This is a genomic window from Bacteroides sp. MSSM.1001136sp1_RTP21357st2_D2_RTP21359_211015, assembly GCF_040913205.1.
Classification (GTDB): domain Bacteria; phylum Bacteroidota; class Bacteroidia; order Bacteroidales; family Bacteroidaceae; genus Bacteroides; species Bacteroides ovatus.
On record NZ_JBDFVF010000004.1, the window covers coordinates 117,840 to 136,386 of the forward strand.

Sequence of the window (18,547 nt, forward strand, 5' to 3'; positions counted from 1 at the left end):
ACGTAAAAAATATTGCTTCAGATGCTCTTAATTTTCCGGGAATGTGCTTTCTTTGTAAAAAGAATCTAAGTTGCAGACTTTCAAATGGAAAACCGGAAACATACTTCACTCAAAGATCTCGCCCAAGCATTGGGGGTATCAATTCCTACTGTATCCAGGGCACTAAAAGATAGTCCGGAAATCAGCCGTGAACTTTGTACTAAAGCAAAGGCACTGGCTAAAGAGATGAACTACCGTCCCAATCCTTTTGCCATGAGCCTGCGGAAAAATGCGCCACGTATCATTGGAGTGGTAGTCCCGGATATTGTCACTCATTTCTTTGCATCAATTCTGAATGGAATAGAGAATATGGCTATTGCCAACGGATATTTCGTGATTATCACGACCTCACATGAGTCTTACGAGCACGAAAAAAGAAATATTGAGAATCTGGTCAATATGCGCGTGGAAGGTATCATCGCCTGTCTGTCTCAAGAAACAACCGATTTCTCCCACATCTCCGCCTTGAAAGACATTAATATGCCACTTATCCTGTTCGACCGTGTTTGCCTGACCGACCAATTTTCATCGGTGATAGCAGACGGGGCACAATCCGCACAGATGGCTACACAACATCTCCTGGATAATGGAAGTAAACGGGTAGCTTTTATCGGAGGAGCTAATCATCTGGATATTGTAAAGAGAAGAAAACATGGCTATCTGGAAGCCTTGCGTGAGAATCGTATTCCGATCGAAAAAGAGCTGGTAGTCTGCCGGAAGATTGATTATGAGGAAGGCAAGATTGCCACAGAAACTTTACTGTCACTTCCACAGCCTCCGGATGCTATTCTTGCCATGAATGACACATTGGCTTTCGCAGCAATGGAAGTCGTCAAAAACCATGGCCTCCGGATTCCGAATGATGTGGCAATCATCGGGTATACAGACGAGCAGCATGCTAATTATGTGGAACCGAAATTATCTGCTGTATCACATCAAACTTATAAAATGGGAGAAACTGCCTGCCAACTACTTATCGATCAGATAAAAGGAGATAAGACAATCAAGCAGGTAACGATTCCGACACATTTGCAGATTAGGGAGAGTAGTATAAAAAAAACAAAAATGTAATCTTCTGTAATTTAAGCAAGGAGGAACAAAACAAAAGGAATAATTCCTTATATACTTTTAGAAAAACGATATTGCATAATCTCTAAGAAGGCAACTCGGTTATTATTATGAAAAATATAGGTGTTGCATCGTTTAGACCCAACACCTATATTCATATTTATTATATTGTTATAAGATTATCTCTCTACAATCTTCTCTAACCTAACATTATATACTAATGCAGAATAAGCTTGCAGGTTACCATCATTAGTGCTTGAACCATATCCACTTTGATAAGGAATATACAAAGTCCAAAAATCACCAACTTTCATATACATCAGCGTATAAGACCAACCGGGAATAACACCATTCAATGTAAAATTTGTCGGAGAATCAAACTCTGTTGGCTCTGTTCCTGTATAAGTCTGTTGAACTACATCTCCATTGAAATAAGACATACGATAATGTGCACTTACTGTAGAAGTATATTTAGGAGATTCTGTACCTTCCCCTTTTTTTATCTTCTTTACATATATAGTCTGACTATTCGTCGGATCTGGAAAAGCATGAAGTTTCTCCGGATCATCATCATCCAAAGCTTGATTTTTAGGACTATCATACACACTAGCGATCGAGTCTATAAAAGCCACACTACGTGCCTGCCAATTATCATAACGACTCGTCTCTTCCGTTTCACTGCAAGCAGTGAACGCAAGAGCCAGCAATACTAAGGAGAATAAATAGATCTTTTTACTCATTCGTCAAAGGTTTATTGTAAAGTTTTCAATAGAGAAGTGATGCTTACTCTGTCTGCAATAATGTTATTCAGTTCAGAGATAGCTACACGCTCTTGTTGCATGGTATCGCGATTACGCAATGTCACGCAGTTATCTTCTAATGTCTGATGATCGACTGTTACACAGTACGGAGTACCAATAGCATCCTGACGGCGATAACGCTTACCGATACTATCTTTTTCGTCATATTGGCAGTGGAAGTGGAACTTCAGGCTGTCAATAACCTCACGGGCTTTTTCAGGCAGACCGTCTTTCTTTACCAACGGCATAACCGCCAGTTTCACCGGAGCCAGAGCAGCAGGCAATTTCAGAACTACACGGCTTTCACCATTCTCCAGTTGTTCTTCGCAATAAGATGCGCTCATGATGCTAAGGAACATACGGTCAACACCGATAGAAGTTTCGATTACGTACGGAGTATAAGACTCGTTCAGTTCCGGATCAAAGTATTTAATGCTCTTGCCGGAGAACTTCTCGTGTTGAGACAAGTCGAAGTTAGTACGAGAGTGGATACCTTCCACCTCTTTGAATCCGAACGGCATCAGGAATTCAATATCAGTAGCAGCGTTTGCGTAGTGAGCCAGTTTATCATGATCGTGATAACGATAGCTTGCATCACCGAAGCCAAGCGCCTTATGCCATTTCAAGCGGATTTCTTTCCATTTCTTGAACCAGTCAAGTTCAGTTCCCGGTTTTACAAAGAATTGCATTTCCATCTGTTCGAACTCACGCATACGGAAGATGAACTGACGGGCAACAATCTCGTTACGGAAAGCCTTACCAATCTGTGCAATACCAAAAGGAACTTTCATACGACCTGTCTTCTGTACATTCAGGTAGTTTACGAAAATACCCTGTGCAGTTTCCGGACGAAGGTAAATCTTCATCGCTCCTTCGGAAGTAGAACCCATTTCAGTAGAGAACATCAGATTGAACTGACGAACTTCTGTCCAGTTCTTAGTACCGGAGATCGGGCATACGATTTCTTCATCAATAATGATCTGGCGCAATTCTTCCAAATCACCATCATTCAATGCTTTAGCAAAACGAGTGTGAAGAGCGTCGCGTTTTGCCTGATGCTCCAACACACGTCCGTTAGTAGAACGGAATTGAGCCTCATCAAAAGATTCGCCGAATCTCTTGGCAGCTTTCGCTACTTCTTTATTAATTTTATCGTCATACTTTGCCAGCTGATCTTCGATCAACACGTCAGCACGATAACGTTTTTTAGAGTCTTTATTGTCAATCAAAGGGTCATTGAATGCGTCTACGTGTCCGGAAGCCTTCCAGATAGTAGGGTGCATAAAGATGGCAGAGTCGATACCGACAATGTTCTCGTGCAACAGCACCATGCTGTCCCACCAGTATTTCTTGATGTTATTTTTCAATTCAACGCCCATCTGACCGTAGTCATACACAGCGCCTAGTCCGTCGTAGATATCGCTCGAAGGGAATACGAAACCATACTCTTTGCAATGCGATACAAGCTTCTTAAAAACGTCTTCTTGTGCCATTTTCTTTTCTATATCTATTAATTTGAATTTGCTTTTTTCGTAAAAAGTGCCACAAAGATAGGGATTTATCTCATAAATAAGACAGGGAGGGTATTAATTTATCTTATTTACCCAACAACCACTTCCAAACCGGTATTACCTCAATCGCACATTTTTCCAACTCAATCCGTTCTTCATCGTCATACGTTATTATCAATAACTGCCGACATTCAAATACCTTATTCAATTTTACTAATGCCTGAACTTCCCGTTGGAAAGTCTCATCAGAGAGATTCATGGTATAACAGACCTGTATAGCCACTCCTGTATCAGGCAAATAAAAATCAACCTCTACATTTCTATTATAAAAGAATACAGCATCGTCCGTCCCATAACGCCGCAATAGTGTCACAGCAACCAAATTCTCAAGCAACGAGGTATCAGCATCCAAAAGAAGCAAATTGAGAATGCCATTATCCGCAAAATAATATTTCGGATTAGTTTCACGCTCCACCAATTTATCCGCAATATTTTGTATAGGAATCAGCAAGCAAGCATCTTTGGCATATTCCATGTAGTTAATGACAGTATTCTTCGATATTTTCACTCCGGTTGAAGCTACAATATTAGTTATACGAGTAAACGAAACCGGTTGCTTTATACTTTCGGCCAATTTGCGAAAAAGGATGCGTAAAGCAAAAGTATTTTCGATGGAATGTCTTGCAGCAATATCTCCTAAATATATCTTTTGGTAAACACTTGTCAGATAATCCCGTTTTGCGGCAAGCGATGCCCCTTCCGGAAAACCACCGGAACGAAAATAATCATTGAATATACGCTTTATTTCTGCCCGGCTCTCTGTTGCAAACAAAGAATTCTCTGTAACTTCAACCCCATTAGCATAAAGAAACTCTTTAAAATCATAAGGGTATACATGTACTGTAATGTATCGTCCCCCCAAAGTGGTAGCTACATCCTGACTAAGCATTTTAGCATTGCTTCCTGTCACATAAGCCCTATATTTATTATCAGCCAATCGCCGAACAAACTTGTCCCAACCATCAATATTCTGAATTTCATCCAAGAAAAGCATCGGCCTGTCTGTTGACATCTCGGCATGTACTTCCAGTATAAGATTTAAATCTGCCGCCGTCATTCCAATCAAACGTTCATCTTCAAAGTTCACATATAGCATTTCATTCCAAGTATGCCCATCATGCAAAAGTTCCTGTATCCGTTGATAAAGTAAAAATGATTTTCCTGCTCGCCGGATACCTACAAATACATAATTTCCAAACTCTTCAAACTGAAAGCTACGAGGTATAACTTGATGTTTGACCACCTCATTTCTATTATCTAATAGAACTTCTTTTAGTATTTCTCTTCTAATCATATTTCAAGATATTGTTCTAACCACTGAACAAATATAATCTAATTCTGTTCAATTAACAAGACAATATTGCTTTTTATTCAACTATTCGTCGATTTCCGGCTCTTCTATGTCGTATTCTGTTTGTTCCAGTTCCCGGTCTGCTTTCTTCATATTTTTCGTTAGCATACTTTCGGGCATATAATATTTAAAAGGTATGCGGGTACACTTTGTCTTCTTCAGTTCCCTGCTGAATTTTGAGTTTGCCACAAAATATACGCGTGAAATAGCAACTTTCCCCGGCGTTACCTGTTCGGGCAGCACACATCCCTGACTGGTCAGTGCCGTTTGAAAGGTTCCCAATCCCTCAATGGTCACCGAATGACCGGAGGAAAGCAGGTCTTGAATACTTTCAACCAACTCCGACAGGATTCCTTCTATCTGCCCACGATGAAAGCCTGTTGTCTTTGCCATCCGTACTGCAAGTTCTTTATTTTTCACTCCTCCTCTTCGCTGCATTTTACTAGGTACACCATACCATAACTCTTTCCGTTCTCCGGATGATAAATCCGCTTTCTTTCTCACTACATAAGGGATAGACATAATCTTACGCTCCTTTCTTTTTAAGTTAGTTATCATAATTTGTACGACACCCGGGTGTCATGCATACTGAGACCCGGGTGTCGAACACAACAACACCCGGGTGTCGTACAGCACGAGACCCGGGTGTCATACAAGTTTTTCTTGCTACAAAATTAAGTCTTTATTATAGGAAAACAAAGGAATTCTTCTATATTTGTGCATCCCTACATTATACTAAAGAAAAACATAGAACTATGATTAAGATTCTTCTATTGATAGACTATTCAAGCGAATTTGACAGGAAACTGCTACGGGGACTTGTCCAATACTCCAAAGAAAACGGACCCTGGCTCTTTTACCGACTGCCTTCTTATTATAGCACAATGCATGGCGAACAAGGCATTTTAAGATGGGCGAAAGAATGGAAAGCCGACGCCATTATCGGTCAGTGGAATAATGATACGATCGATTTGCAGAAGGAGCTGAATATTCCGGTAGTACTACAAAACTACCATCACCGGAGCGTCACTTACTCTAATTTAACAGGCGACTATAAAGGAACGGGAAGAATGGCAGCCCAGTTTTTTGCCAAGAGAATGTTTCGCAATTTTGCTTATTTCGGCGTTAAAGGGGTGGTTTGGTCTGACGAACGTTGCGAAGGGTATCGGCAGGAAGTAAAACGTATCGGAGGCGAATTCTTCAGTTTCGAATCGGATAAACAGGAAGACGAGATAAGAATGGAAGTAAGTCAATGGTTGCAGCAACTCCCCAAGCCAGTCGCTCTATTTTGTTGTGATGATGCGCACGCCCTATTCATTTCTGAAACTTGCAAAATGACGAATATTCCTATTCCGGAAGAAATTGCTTTATTAGGCGTGGACAATGACGAACTGATGTGTAATATTTCCGACCCTCCCATTTCATCCATAGAGCTCGAAGTAGAAAGAGGCGGATATTCTATCGGCAGACTTATTCATCAACAAATAAAAAAGGAACACGAAGGTACTTTCAATATTGTTATCAATCCTATCCGCATCGAATTACGGCAATCTACGGAGAAACACAATATCAAAGACCCTTATATTCTGGAAGTAGTGAAGTATATAGAGTCTCATTACGGTTCCGATTTGACCATAGAGTCTCTGCTTGCAAACATTCCGCTATCCCGCAGAAACTTCGAAGTGAAATTCAAAAACGCACTGAATACCTCTATATACCAATATATTCTGAATTGCCGGTGTAATCATCTTGCAGATCTACTGCTCACAACCGACCGTCCATTGGCCGATTTAGCAATGGAAGTAGGCTTTACAGACTATAATAACATTGCCCGGATTTTCAAAAAATTCAAAGGATGTTCACCTATTGAATACCGGCAGAAAAAGACTAGACAAAGATAAAATAAACGCTTTCTGAAGACAGTTTTTCGTTTTGACATTAAGATCATTCATGAGAATGACCTACCTTTGTTTTCATACCTTTCGAAATACATTTTAGATATTAATACTATGCAAAGACATACCATAAGAGGAAAAACGAGAACGATTATCTATCCTATTATTATTTATTGGGGGATCACCTCAATAATGGGGTGCAAAAGATTAGAGATTAACCAGACAAAAAGAAACTGGGAGAAGCTATCCGCCTACTTTACCCCACCACCACTGTATCAGGAGAAATTTGGAACTTACCGCAATCCTCTTTTATTTTACAATGGAGATACAGTCAAAAACGCAGACGACTGGCTAAAACGAAGAAAAGAAATAAAAGACAAATGGTTGAACCTGATCGGTCATTGGCCGGCTATCATCACCAATCAAAAGCTGGAGATTATAAAAACCACAGAACGCGAAGATTTCAAACAACATTTAGTGCGTTTTTATTGGACTCCTCTGGAACAGACTTACGGCTATTTACTGGAACCAAATAAAAAAGGGAAACATCCTGCCGTTATCACAGTATTCTACGAACCGGAAACAGCTATCGGATGGGGAGGAAAAGCTAATAGAGATTTCGCCTACCAATTAACCAAAAGAGGATTCGTTACTCTCTCAATAGGAACTAAACAGACCACCAAAGATAAGACTTACTCTCTCTATTACCCGACTATTAACAACTCCACTATGCAACCTCTTTCAGTACTTGCTTATGCGGGAGCCAATGCATGGGAAGTATTAGCCAGAGTCGAAAGTGTCGACTCTACCCGAATTGGTATCATGGGACACTCTTACGGTGCTAAATGGGCTATGTTTGCTTCTTGTTTATATGAAAAGTTTGCCTGCACCGCCTGGAGTGATCCGGGTATCGTCTTTGATGAAACCAAAGATAATTATATCAATTATTGGGAACCTTGGTACTTGGGGTATTATCCCCCACCCTGGAAAAAGATCTGGAGCAACAACGGCAATAACTCTTCAACAAGTGTCTATGCCAGGCTATGTAAAGAGGGGCATGATTTACATGAACTCCATTCTTTATTGGCTCCTCGCCCATTTCTCGTATCAGGAGGTTATTCTGATAATGTAGACAGATGGATTCCATTAAATCACTCTGTCGCAGTCAACCGGCTTTTGGGTTATCATCATCGAGTGGCAATGACGAACAGGCCCAAACATGATCCTACTCCCGAATCAAACGAAACTATATATAAGTTCTTCGAATGGTTCTTAAAAAGAAAAACGCCAAAAGAAGATTAACAATGCATTATTCTTCGTTTTTTGAAGATAGTTTTTCGTTTTTGCCACCGCGCATGTCTTTGAAACAGAATACTTTTGTATCATTAACTAGTTAACCGGTCTAAAGAGACTATTGTTAGAAATTAAAATTTCAAATCGACGATCTAATATTTAAAAACTTATCATGCAATGAAGAAAATCAGATGGAATCCAAGGTTAGTAACCTCGTTGTTTATTACTCTTTTAATGTGCACTCTCGATTGTCTTGCACAAGAAGTAATAAAAGGGTTTGTGAAAGATGGTAATGATGAACCATTACCTGGCGTATCTGTAGCTGTCAAAGGTGCAACGAATGTCGGTACCATTACAAATGTTGACGGAAAATATAGCATTAATGCCCATAAGAATGACGTATTGGTATTCTCCTATATCGGAATGGTCAGCCAGGAAGTCAAAGTAGGTAATAAGACGAATATCAATATCACTCTTAAAGAAGATGTTTCCTCGCTGGATGAAATCGTAGTGGTAGGCTATGGAACTCAAAAGCGCGGTAGTCTGACCGCCGCCATATCTACTGTCTCCGATAAAGAAATCCTTAAAGCCCCAACCATGGGAATCAGTAATATCATCGGTGCACGTGTTGCCGGTATTTCCGCCGTACAAGCCAGTGGACAACCCGGTGCGGATAATGCCTCCTTGTCCATACGCGGGCAAAGTGGTATTATCTATGTTATTGACGGCATCAGAAGAAGCGCAAGTGACTTCAACGGACTCGATCCGAATGAAATAGAATCTGTGTCTGTATTAAAGGATGCATCAGCCGTAGCCGTTTATGGTCTGGACGCAAATGGAGCATTCATTGTCACAACCAAAAAGGGACAAACAGATAAAGTCACCATTAGCTATACAGGTACTGTGGGTATCAGCCAGAATGCAGAAGAACAAGAATGGCTCGACGGACCGGGATATGCTTATTGGTACAATAAAGCCCGTCTTCTACAAGGTGATACGGAAGTGTTTACTGTCGACATGGTGCGCAAAATGCGCGAGGGTGTCGACGGATGGGGAAATACCAATTGGTACGATAAAGTATATGGAACCGGTGTTCGCCAACATCATAATATTTCAGCATCAGGAGGAAGTGAAAAGATTCGTTTCTTCACATCTATCGGTTATCTGGAGGAAAAAGGAAATATAGATAAGTTCAAATACCGTCGAATGAATCTTCGTTCTAATATCGATGCACAGTTGGCTAAAGGACTTAGTCTGTCATTAGGTGTTTCGGGACGTATAGAAAAACGGGATGCTCCCAAATTTTCTGCCGATCCGGATGATTGGATGAATATTCCCCAACAGGTATGCTACGCTTTGCCATATGTACAGGACACTTATGAATATAATGGGAAAATATACGATGTTTCAACCCCGACTTCCGGTTCTCCGGTAGCTCCTATCGCATCCATATACGATTCAGGATATAACAGGTCCAACCAATCATATATGCAGTCTAATTTCAGTCTGAAATACGACACACCTTGGCTTAAAGGATTAAGTTTAAAATTCCAGGGAGCGTACGACTTAGTTCATGGGATGACTAAACAGTTGACCAAGCCGAATGAAATCATGATTATGGATTTACCTAATGCAGCCACTACCACACTCACCTACCATAAGGACTACAGTGTTTTGAAAGATACACCTATATTATCCGAATCGGCATCACGCGCCCAAGAGTTCACTACGCAAACCAGTATCACGTATGATAACAAATTTGGAGATCACTCGATCGGAGTATTATTACTGGCCGAAACACGGGAACGTAATAGCAACAATCTCGGTGTAACGGGAACCGGATTAGATTTCATTCAGTTGGATGAGTTGAACCAAATCACAGGATTCACCAAAGAGGGGAAAGAGCAACCTGCTATACCTTCGGGTAGCAGCAGCCAGACACGTGTAGCCGGTTTTGTAGGTCGTTTGAACTACAATTACGCTGACAAATATTATTTGGAGGCTTCACTACGCCACGATGGTAGTTATCTGTTTGGTGGTATGAACAAACGTTGGGTCACCCTGCCCGGTCTCTCTCTTGCCTGGAGAATCAATAATGAAAAATGGTTTCATGCTACTTGGGTAGACAATCTGAAATTAAGAGCAGGTATTGGAAAAACTGCAACCAGCGGTATCCAGCCTTTCCAATGGAGAAATACGATGAGCACATCCCCCAATTCTGTAGTAATAGGCGGAGCCAGTCAAACAGCTATCTATCCGTCCGTATTGGGAAATCCCAATTTGACATGGGCGCAATGCCTCAACTATAATATCGGAGTAGATGTAACTTTATGGAATGGATTATTAGGAATGGAACTGGATGCTTTTTATAAATATGAATATGACAAATTATCTTCCGTAACCGGTTCGCACACTCCTTCCATGGGAGGCTATTATTTTTCAACTGCAAACGTTAATAAAGCAGATTATAAGGGTTTTGACGTCACCTTTACACATCAGAACAGAATCGGAAGTTTCAGCTATGGAGCCAAATTAATCTGGTCATACGCATACGGAAGGTGGCTCAAATATGCAGGTGACTCTGAAAACACACCGGAATACAGACGACTGACCGGAAAGCAAATCGGTTCGAAAATGGGATTCATTGCCCAGGGATTGTTCCAGAGTGAAGAAGAGATAGCCAACTCCGCTACCATGCCCGACCGACCGGCTTATCCCGGATATATCAAGTATATGGATAGAAATGGAGACGGTATTATAACCGTCAATCAAGATCAGGGGTATGTAGGTAAAAGTTCAAGACCGACCCACACAGGTTCTTTCAATTTATTTGGTAACTGGAAAGGATTCGATTTTGATATTTTGGCATCATGGGGGCTTGGCAGCGATGTTGCATTAACCGGAGTATATACGGCAACCGGTTCATCCGGAATCCAAAGCGCTACGGCCTTCACGCGTCCTTTCTATCAGAATGGCAATGCACCAGTCTATCTGGTGGCAAACTCTTGGACACCCGAAAATACAAATGCAGAGTTCCCTTGTCTGGAAATCAATCCGAGAAGTTTGAATAACGGGCTGGCCTCCACATTCTGGTATCGTAACGGAAACTATTTGAGAATAAAAACAGCGCAAATAGGATACAATTTCCCTAAAAAATGGTTGAGTCCATTGGGAGTGGAAGCTCTTCGCCTCTATATTGAGGGATACAACCTTCTGACTTTCAGCGCTGTGTCCAAGTACAACATCGACCCGGAATCTCCAGCTGTAAACAATGGATATTATCCGCAACAAAGGACTTATACACTTGGAGCTAAAATCACATTCTAAAATATACGCTATATGAAAAAGTTATCTATTAATATATCACTCTTCTTTGTGTTGCTGACTTTAAGTTCGTGCAACGACTGGCTGGATGAAGTAAAACAAACGACTACCGTTAGTGATGAAATCATCTGGCAAGATGAAACCCAGGTTGACAAATATGTGAATAGTTTCTATCCCCTCCTGCATGATTACGGTCAATTCGGGGAGGCCCAATTCTACGGAAGTTTTACAGAAAGTCTGACTGACGCATTTAAGTATGGTTCATATACGCTGGGACACAGAGCCGGGCATCCTAATCTTTATGTACTTACACCGGATGCTATCTCTCCGGATAACTGTCTATACAGTATCTGGCTACGTTCAACAGCATACAAACAGATCCGAGAAACAAACCAATTTCTATCTCTACAAAGAAAATATTCCGAATTTTCAGCAGACAGAAATAAGCTTTGGGAAGCTCAAGTACGCTTTTTCCGTGCATTTGTATATTTCCAGTTAGCCAAAAGACATGGAGGTGTCATCTTGTATGACGATCTGCCGGTATCAACTAATAAAGCCCGCAGCAGTGCTGAAGAAACCTGGCAATTCATAGCCGATGATCTTGATTTTGCAGCCAATAATTTACCCAAGGAGTGGGATGCGGCAAATAAAGGGCGTATCACCAAAGGAGCAGCCTATGCACTGAAATCGAGAGCAATGTTATATGCCAAACGTTGGCAGGATGCCTATGATGCTGCTAATAATGTAATTGCACTCAAACTATATGGTCTGACGGACAAATATGAAGATGCATGGAAAGGGAATAATAAAGAAGCGATTCTGGAGTTTGATTATGATGCTGCCAACGGGCCTAATCATCTTTTCGACCGGTATTATGTACCACAATGTGATGGTTATGACAATGGTTCAACAGGAACTCCTACCCAGGAAATGGTAGAATGTTATGAAAGCAAAAATGGAGAAAAGATAGACTGGACACCCTGGCATGGCATTACTGATGAGACTCCTCCATACGACCAACTGGAACCTCGCTTCGCCGCAACTATAATCTATAGAGGATGTACCTGGAAAGGGAAAAAGATGGATTGCAGCCTTGACGGAAAGAATGGTGTGTTTATGCCTTACCGGGAACAGGGTACTTCATACGGCAAAACCACAACCGGTTATTTTTTAAGGAAATTGTTAGACGAAACGCTGACAGACGTCAAAAATGGGAAAAGTGCCCAACCGTGGGTTGAAATTCGCTATGCCGAAGTTTTATTGAACAAAGCGGAAGCAGCTTATCGACTCAATAAGATCGGGGAAGCCCAAAGTGCCATGAATGAGGTACGCGCCAGAGTAAAAGTGAATTTACCGGGTAAATCCTCTACAGGCGAGGCTTGGTTCAAAGATTACAGAAATGAAAGAAAGGTTGAACTAGCCTATGAAGGTCATTTATTCTGGGATATGCGTCGTTGGGAATTAGCCCATATTGAATACAACAACTATCGCACACATGGCTTTAAAATCATTGGTGCAACCAATACATACGAATATGTTGATTGCGACGGACAGGACCGCAAGTTTATAAAGAAATTATATGTCCTTCCTGTACCGTCTGAAGAATTGAAGAATAACTCATTGATTGAGCAATATGATGAATGGAAATAACAATAAAACTCTTAGAACAATGAAAAACAAAATTATATCAATCATCCAGGCATTAGTTCTTCTATGGGGAGTAACTAGTTGTCACAGTCCTGAAGAGTTGGGTTCTGACATTCAACGCGAAGGTATCAACAGCATCACTGCATCGTTTCCGAACGATGACAGCAGCGAAAACAGTTTCAAAGGTGAGATAGATTATACCAATCATTCAATCACATTTATTTTCCCATACAATTATCCCAAATTGTCGGATAATGTATTGCCGACCTCTGCACTAAAACGGGTAAGATTGAGTGCCAGCTTAGCGAATAATGTCAGCGTAACTCCACCATTACTTTATATGGATCTTACCCAAGACAACTATATCACAGTGAAAGATCAGACCTCCGGGACTAGTACCGAATTCAAAGTAATAGGTGAAATCCGTAAGAGCAACGAATGTAGCATCACCAAATTCGATATTCCTGCCATAGGGCTATTGGGAGTCATTAATGAAAACGAAAAAACAATTTCATTAGTAACCATAGATAATGTAGGGGAGCAGATAGCTAACATTGATATCTCACATGGAGCAACTTGCAGTCCCAATCCCGAAACAGAAGCACTAGACTATGAACAAGAACAGACCATAGTCGTCACAGCACAGAATGGTATAGATAAAGCAACATATACGGTAAAAAAAGATATTCCGCAAAAAACTGTTGCAGGTATTCGCCAAGGAAGCGGTAAGCTACTATGGTCTAAAAGACTATCTGAAATAAGCGGTATTCTGCTACCGGGTAAAGTGACCGGACTTGCAGTAGTCGACAAATATGTTGTCATCAACGAGCGTGCCAATGATCGTGCCATTTACTTGAATAGCCAAACCGGAGAAATAGCAGGTTCTATGGATATCAGTCAATTTGCCGGTGATAATTCAAACTTCCATGCAACAGCAGACCGGGGAAATAATATTTTATTCTGCAGCTATACTCCATCAGGAGGTACTTTCACTGTATGGAAAGCTAATGGAGTGAATGAGAAACCACAGAAATATATTGAATATAAAACTGGCACTAACGTACGATTCGGCTGGAAGATCTCCATCCAAGGAGATTTGGATGCCAATGCCCTTATCACAACTCCGGTATTCCAAAAAGATAGTAAAGTGCAATTCGCCCGCTGGCGTGTCATAAATGGTACTTTACAATCACAAAGTCCAGAATTTGTCATTATGAGTTCCTCTCTACTGACTTCAAACTGGATTAAATGGGCGGATGTGATTTATGCTGATGACACCGATACTCAAAGTGACTATTTCTTGGCCAGCCATGTCACAGATACTTCTGCCAAACGCTATTTCTACTGGTTTAAAGGAACAGACAACAGCATAAAAGCGGCAAATACGGGTGCTCCGGGTAACACAATTATCAATGCTGTAGACTATGCTGTGTTCAACAAAGTACCTTATGTCATTTACAATCATGTAAATAGTTTCAACTATGCCGTAACTGGTTCTGATGCTGTCCGTATGTATGATCTTAGTAGCGGCTCGTTCGACAACCAAATAGTAGTATGTCCGGACAAGATATATGGAGGTCTCGAGAATTCCGGTCAAAACACCGAAGGAACCGGAGATGTCGTATTTAAAGTTGCCCAAAATGGTTATTATCTATACGTTTATCTCGTATTCTCTAATGGAGGCATCGCCTGCTACCAATATGACTGTATTGATATGTAATACAAACAACCAGTAATCAACCTTATAATATACCACTAAATATGAAATTAAAAAATTTATGGTTAATAGCAGTTGCAATACTCATATACGCTTGCAATGCAGAAGAAACGAGATCGTGGGAAGTTACTTTTGATCCAAACAAGCCCAAAGATCCAAATGAACAAAGCATTATTAATGTGGCGGCAGGCAAATTCTATAAAATGAATGTTGTAGCCAACAGTGCCTATGCTGATAAAGCCCCTCTCGATCCCTGGACATCCGGCACCAAACTGACGGATGAGGAGACCGGTACCCTCTCGACTAAAAACAGAGGAGTCGGTTGGGATGCACAAACTGTAGAAGTAATAATTGATTTGGGATCATTACGCAATATCACAGAAGTATCAGTACATGCTATTTCCGATCCGACATCACAAATTGTGTTCCCTGCTCAAATAGAAGTATCAACCAGCAAGGACAAAAGCCAATGGGAAAAAGCAGCCTCACCAATTACCTATTCCGACAGCAACGGAAAGTCGGACGCTTGGGGAAAAACAGACTTTAGTAATGTAGCATGCAGATATGTGAAAGCGACTCTCAAATCTTCAGCTTCCACCAGTACGATGATGCTCATCGACGAAATCAAGGTAATGGGAGAATTTCATAATGACATGAAGTACGTCCCCGAAAAAGGGTGTTATCATGGAGCATTCCCACCATTATACGGATTCGATCCGGAAGACCGCGAAGGAAGTACTGACCAGTGTGCCGTTGCCTTATTTGAGAAATTGGTGGGAAAGCAACTATCTATGATCTTATGGTATCAAAATATGGAACCGGGACGAAATTTCAGCGAAATGCAAACAGTACGTGAGAAATACTGGGGAAAAGACTATCAGGGCAAATACCGATTCTTCCTTTACGGATGGCTGCCCGTCATTCCCACCCAACAAATGGCAAATGGCGAACTCGACGATTTTCACAAATCATACTTCGCCGAAGTGGCTGCCCAAAAAGTACGTGACATGGGACCTATCTGGTTCAGACCAGCCAACGAAATGAATGGAAGCTGGACTCCGTATTACGGAGATCCCACAAACTATGTCAAGGCTTGGAGACGTATGTATAACATTGCAGAACAGTTGGGTGTCACTGCCTACAATGTCTTCGTATGGTCACCCAACAGTGTAAGCATGCCAGGTACGGAAGCAAACGCAATGAAAAACTATTATCCAGGAGATATGTATGTAGATTGGCTGGGAGTAAGCTGTTATCCACCATCGCTTAGTGCTACTTATCCGGAAGAAAGAAGATATCCGCTCACGCTGATGCAAGGAATCAAGCAGGTATCGGCAGACAAGCCTATCATGATTAGTGAAGGAGGATACTCCAGTACATGCGACCACCAGAGATGGGTAAGAGAATGGTTTAAGCTGAAGGATGAAGAGCCACGTGTTAAGGCCGTCGTATGGGAGAATCACGAAAATGCAGAGAATGGTGACCGCCGTCTGCAAAGTGACCCTCTGGCACTTGAACTGTACAAGGAACTCGTCCAGGATCCGTACTGGCTTGATCTGATTCCGGATGCTGTGTACAGTGAAATTGAAACAAGAAAGAATAATTCAAAATAATCAAAGACAACAAGTATTCTAGTATGAAAAGACTGACTCCATATAGCTGGCTGATTCTGATTATATTCTCCTCCTGTCTGACTGGTAATAAAGTAGCAAGTACTGATAAACAGATAGAAAGTTTATTATCACAAATGACTTTGGAAGAGAAAATTGGAATGTTGCACAGTAACACGATGTTTTCAAGTACCGGTGTTCCAAGGCTTGGCATCCCCGACCTGCACTACTCCGACGGACCTCACGGAGTAAGATTTGAGGGAGTAGCCAATGGGTGGGAATCCGCCCGATGGGATAACGACGCATGTAGCTATCTACCTGCATTAAGCGCCTTAGCATCTACTTGGAACCGTGATCTGGCACAGCTATATGGAGAAGTTCTTGGAGCTGAATGTAAAGCACGCGGTAAGCATGTGAGCCTGGCTCCGGGAGTCAACATTCACCGTTCCTTACTCAATGGACGTAATTGGGAATATTTCAGCGAGGATCCTTTCTTCTCCGGTGAACTGGCTGTTCCATATATACAAGGAGTACAGTCACAGGGAGTAGCCTCTTGTGTGAAGCATTTTGCTCTGAATAGCCAGGCATACAACCAGTACAAAGTGAGTGTAGAAGTAGACGAACGCACCTTACACGAAATTTATCTTCCGGCTTTTGAAGCTGCCATACAACGAGGTGGAGCCATGGCAGCCATGGCGGCATATAACAAGGTTCGAGGGTTGTGGTGTACGGAAAGTCCTTATCTTCTTGATACTTTACTTCGTGATGAACTAGGATTTGACGGATTAGTCGTATCAGACTGGAATGCAGTCCATAACACAGAGCGAACAGCTCTGTGTGGTATGGATGTCGAAATGGGAACAAGCATCAAAGAAAATGGGAAATATGCTTTCAATAAATATTATTTAGCCGATCCTTTATTGAAGAAAGTACGTAATGGAGAGATTCCGGAAGAAGCTGTCAACAAAAAAGTACGTAATATTCTGAAATTGATGATTCGACTTGATTTAATAGGACAAGCTCCTTATGACACCACAGGCATGGCAGCCAAACTTGCAATACCTGCCCATACTAAGGCTGCCAGAGAAATAGCGGAGGAATCATTGGTATTATTGAAGAATTCCAAAGATATGCTACCACTAGACCCTGCACAATACAAGAATGTCGCAGTGATTGGCGCAAATGCGACCGAAGTATTTGCAGCAGGAGGTGGCAGTACAAAACTTAAAGCTAAATATGAAGTTACTCCTTTGGAAGGGCTACAAAATCTTTTAGATGGAAAGGCCCGGATCGAATATGCACCCGGTTATCAATTGAGTAAAAAGGCGTATAAGGTTGGCTATTGGTTCACGAACGAATTTGATAAATCCGATGAAGAGCTATATAAGAAAGCAATCAATACAGCTGCCCAAGCAGAATTGGTAATCTATATAGGTGGAACCTCCCACGAACATGGTTCTGACTGTGAAGGGTATGACAAGCCGAATTTAAAGCTTCCCTACCAACAGGACAGATTATTAAAAGGTATCCTGGAGGTTAATCCCAACACTGTAGTGGTACTAATCTCCGGTGGCCCCGTCGAGATAGGAGAATGGTATAATGATGCTACGGCATTACTGCACGGCAGTTTTCTAGGGATGGAAGGAGGAAATGCACTAGCACGTACATTGTTTGGAGAAGTCAATCCTTCGGGAAAACTGACTACTACCTGGTGTAAGCGTCTGGAAGATATGCCTGATCACGTATTTGGAGAATATCCGGGTATAAACGACACCGTCCGTTTCAAGGAAGGGCTTATGGTCGGCTACCGCTACTTCGATACTTACCGTGTAGTCCCCCTATTTGAATTCGGTTATGGATTATCCTATACCACTTTTACTTATTCAAACATAAAGATGAAACCTGTATGGAAAGACTCAGACACAGAGTTTGCCGTATCATTCACCGTTACTAACACAGGAAAACGATATGGCCAGGAAATTGCACAGTTATATTTGCATCAAAACAAATGTTCTGTAGAACGCCCGTTTAAAGAATTAAAAGGGTTCACTAAGGTTGGCTTAAAACCGGGTGAATCCAAACAAGTCACTATCAAGTTACCGCGCCGCGCCTTACAATACTACGATACCGAAAGCAAACGCTGGAAAGACGAACCGGGTATGTTTACTGTATTAATAGGCGCATCGTCACGGGACATCAAATTACAGAAAGATTTCGAACTGAAAAAATAAA

Annotated in this window: 12 protein-coding genes; 8 read left to right on the plus strand and 4 right to left on the minus strand. The window is 41.5% G+C overall.

From position 1 onward, the window contains the following. Nucleotides 1-84: 84 nt before the first annotated feature. Nucleotides 85-1,110 carry a LacI family DNA-binding transcriptional regulator gene (locus AB5217_RS04535; protein ID WP_004322259.1) on the plus strand — a complete coding sequence of 342 codons (1,026 nt, stop codon included), beginning with the start codon at nucleotides 85-87 and terminating at the stop codon, nucleotides 1,108-1,110. 176 nt (nucleotides 1,111-1,286) lie between these two features. Here AB5217_RS04535 and AB5217_RS04540 read toward each other — a convergent pair whose 3' ends face one another. The 4 genes from AB5217_RS04540 to AB5217_RS04555 all read right to left on the minus strand — a co-directional run bounded on the left by AB5217_RS04540 (nucleotide 1,287) and on the right by AB5217_RS04555 (nucleotide 5,351). Further along, nucleotides 1,287-1,847 carry an FKBP-type peptidyl-prolyl cis-trans isomerase gene (locus tag AB5217_RS04540; protein WP_004322260.1) on the minus strand — a complete coding sequence of 187 codons (561 nt, stop codon included), beginning with the start codon at nucleotides 1,845-1,847 and terminating at the stop codon, nucleotides 1,287-1,289. An 11-nt stretch (nucleotides 1,848-1,858) separates the two neighbouring features. Next, a complete protein-coding gene (locus tag AB5217_RS04545; RefSeq protein ID WP_004322261.1) occupies nucleotides 1,859-3,400 on the minus strand; it encodes a glycine--tRNA ligase in 1,542 nt (513 codons plus the stop codon). A gap of 103 nt (nucleotides 3,401-3,503) precedes the next feature. After that, a complete protein-coding gene (locus AB5217_RS04550; protein WP_004322262.1) occupies nucleotides 3,504-4,772 on the minus strand; it encodes an ATP-binding protein in 1,269 nt (422 codons plus the stop codon). Nucleotides 4,773-4,853: 81 nt separating this feature from the next. After that, nucleotides 4,854-5,351 carry an HU family DNA-binding protein gene (locus AB5217_RS04555; RefSeq protein WP_004305143.1) on the minus strand — a complete coding sequence of 166 codons (498 nt, stop codon included), beginning with the start codon at nucleotides 5,349-5,351 and terminating at the stop codon, nucleotides 4,854-4,856. A 233-nt stretch (nucleotides 5,352-5,584) separates the two neighbouring features. Here AB5217_RS04555 and AB5217_RS04560 point away from each other — a divergent pair, with 233 nt between their 5' ends. The 7 genes from AB5217_RS04560 to AB5217_RS04590 all read left to right on the plus strand — a co-directional run bounded on the left by AB5217_RS04560 (nucleotide 5,585) and on the right by AB5217_RS04590 (nucleotide 18,546). Then, the gene (locus tag AB5217_RS04560; RefSeq protein ID WP_008998007.1) at nucleotides 5,585-6,730 is read left to right on the plus strand and encodes a xylose operon transcription regulator XylR; all 1,146 of its coding nucleotides are present in this window, start codon (nucleotides 5,585-5,587) and stop codon (nucleotides 6,728-6,730) included. 108 nt (nucleotides 6,731-6,838) lie between these two features. Then, entirely contained in the window at nucleotides 6,839-8,026 is a 1,188-nt protein-coding gene (locus AB5217_RS04565; RefSeq protein WP_032847263.1) for an alpha/beta hydrolase family protein, read from the plus strand. A 168-nt stretch (nucleotides 8,027-8,194) separates the two neighbouring features. After that, the gene (locus AB5217_RS04570) at nucleotides 8,195-11,344 is read left to right on the plus strand and encodes a SusC/RagA family TonB-linked outer membrane protein (protein WP_032847262.1); all 3,150 of its coding nucleotides are present in this window, start codon (nucleotides 8,195-8,197) and stop codon (nucleotides 11,342-11,344) included. 12 nt (nucleotides 11,345-11,356) lie between these two features. Then, on the plus strand, nucleotides 11,357-12,991 hold the full coding sequence (locus AB5217_RS04575; protein WP_149951193.1) for a RagB/SusD family nutrient uptake outer membrane protein: 1,635 nt from the start codon (nucleotides 11,357-11,359) through the stop codon (nucleotides 12,989-12,991). Nucleotides 12,992-13,010: 19 nt separating this feature from the next. Beyond that, nucleotides 13,011-14,708 carry a DUF5018 domain-containing protein gene (locus tag AB5217_RS04580; protein ID WP_032847291.1) on the plus strand — a complete coding sequence of 566 codons (1,698 nt, stop codon included), beginning with the start codon at nucleotides 13,011-13,013 and terminating at the stop codon, nucleotides 14,706-14,708. Nucleotides 14,709-14,749: 41 nt separating this feature from the next. Further along, the gene (locus AB5217_RS04585) at nucleotides 14,750-16,318 is read left to right on the plus strand and encodes a glycoside hydrolase family 26 protein (RefSeq protein ID WP_070782490.1); all 1,569 of its coding nucleotides are present in this window, start codon (nucleotides 14,750-14,752) and stop codon (nucleotides 16,316-16,318) included. Between the two features lie 23 nt (nucleotides 16,319-16,341). Beyond that, the gene (locus AB5217_RS04590) at nucleotides 16,342-18,546 is read left to right on the plus strand and encodes a beta-glucosidase family protein (protein WP_032847257.1); all 2,205 of its coding nucleotides are present in this window, start codon (nucleotides 16,342-16,344) and stop codon (nucleotides 18,544-18,546) included. Nucleotide 18,547: the final 1 nt, after the last annotated feature.

Excerpts from the sequence above, each read along its gene's own strand:
- AB5217_RS04550 (WP_004322262.1), bottom strand. The coding sequence starts at position 4,772 with ATGATTAGAAGAGAAATACTAAAAGAAGTTCTATTAGATAATAGAAAT.
- AB5217_RS04590 (WP_032847257.1), top strand. The coding sequence starts at position 16,342 with ATGAAAAGACTGACTCCATATAGCTGGCTGATTCTGATTATATTCTCC.
- AB5217_RS04560 (WP_008998007.1), top strand. The coding sequence starts at position 5,585 with ATGATTAAGATTCTTCTATTGATAGACTATTCAAGCGAATTTGACAGG.
- AB5217_RS04580 (WP_032847291.1), top strand. The coding sequence starts at position 13,011 with ATGAAAAACAAAATTATATCAATCATCCAGGCATTAGTTCTTCTATGG.
- AB5217_RS04555 (WP_004305143.1), bottom strand. The coding sequence starts at position 5,351 with ATGTCTATCCCTTATGTAGTGAGAAAGAAAGCGGATTTATCATCCGGA.
- AB5217_RS04565 (WP_032847263.1), top strand. The coding sequence starts at position 6,839 with ATGCAAAGACATACCATAAGAGGAAAAACGAGAACGATTATCTATCCT.
- AB5217_RS04540 (WP_004322260.1), bottom strand. The coding sequence starts at position 1,847 with ATGAGTAAAAAGATCTATTTATTCTCCTTAGTATTGCTGGCTCTTGCG.
- AB5217_RS04570 (WP_032847262.1), top strand. The coding sequence starts at position 8,195 with ATGAAGAAAATCAGATGGAATCCAAGGTTAGTAACCTCGTTGTTTATT.
- AB5217_RS04545 (WP_004322261.1), bottom strand. The coding sequence starts at position 3,400 with ATGGCACAAGAAGACGTTTTTAAGAAGCTTGTATCGCATTGCAAAGAG.
- AB5217_RS04585 (WP_070782490.1), top strand. The coding sequence starts at position 14,750 with ATGAAATTAAAAAATTTATGGTTAATAGCAGTTGCAATACTCATATAC.
- AB5217_RS04535 (WP_004322259.1), top strand. The coding sequence starts at position 85 with ATGGAAAACCGGAAACATACTTCACTCAAAGATCTCGCCCAAGCATTG.
- AB5217_RS04575 (WP_149951193.1), top strand. The coding sequence starts at position 11,357 with ATGAAAAAGTTATCTATTAATATATCACTCTTCTTTGTGTTGCTGACT.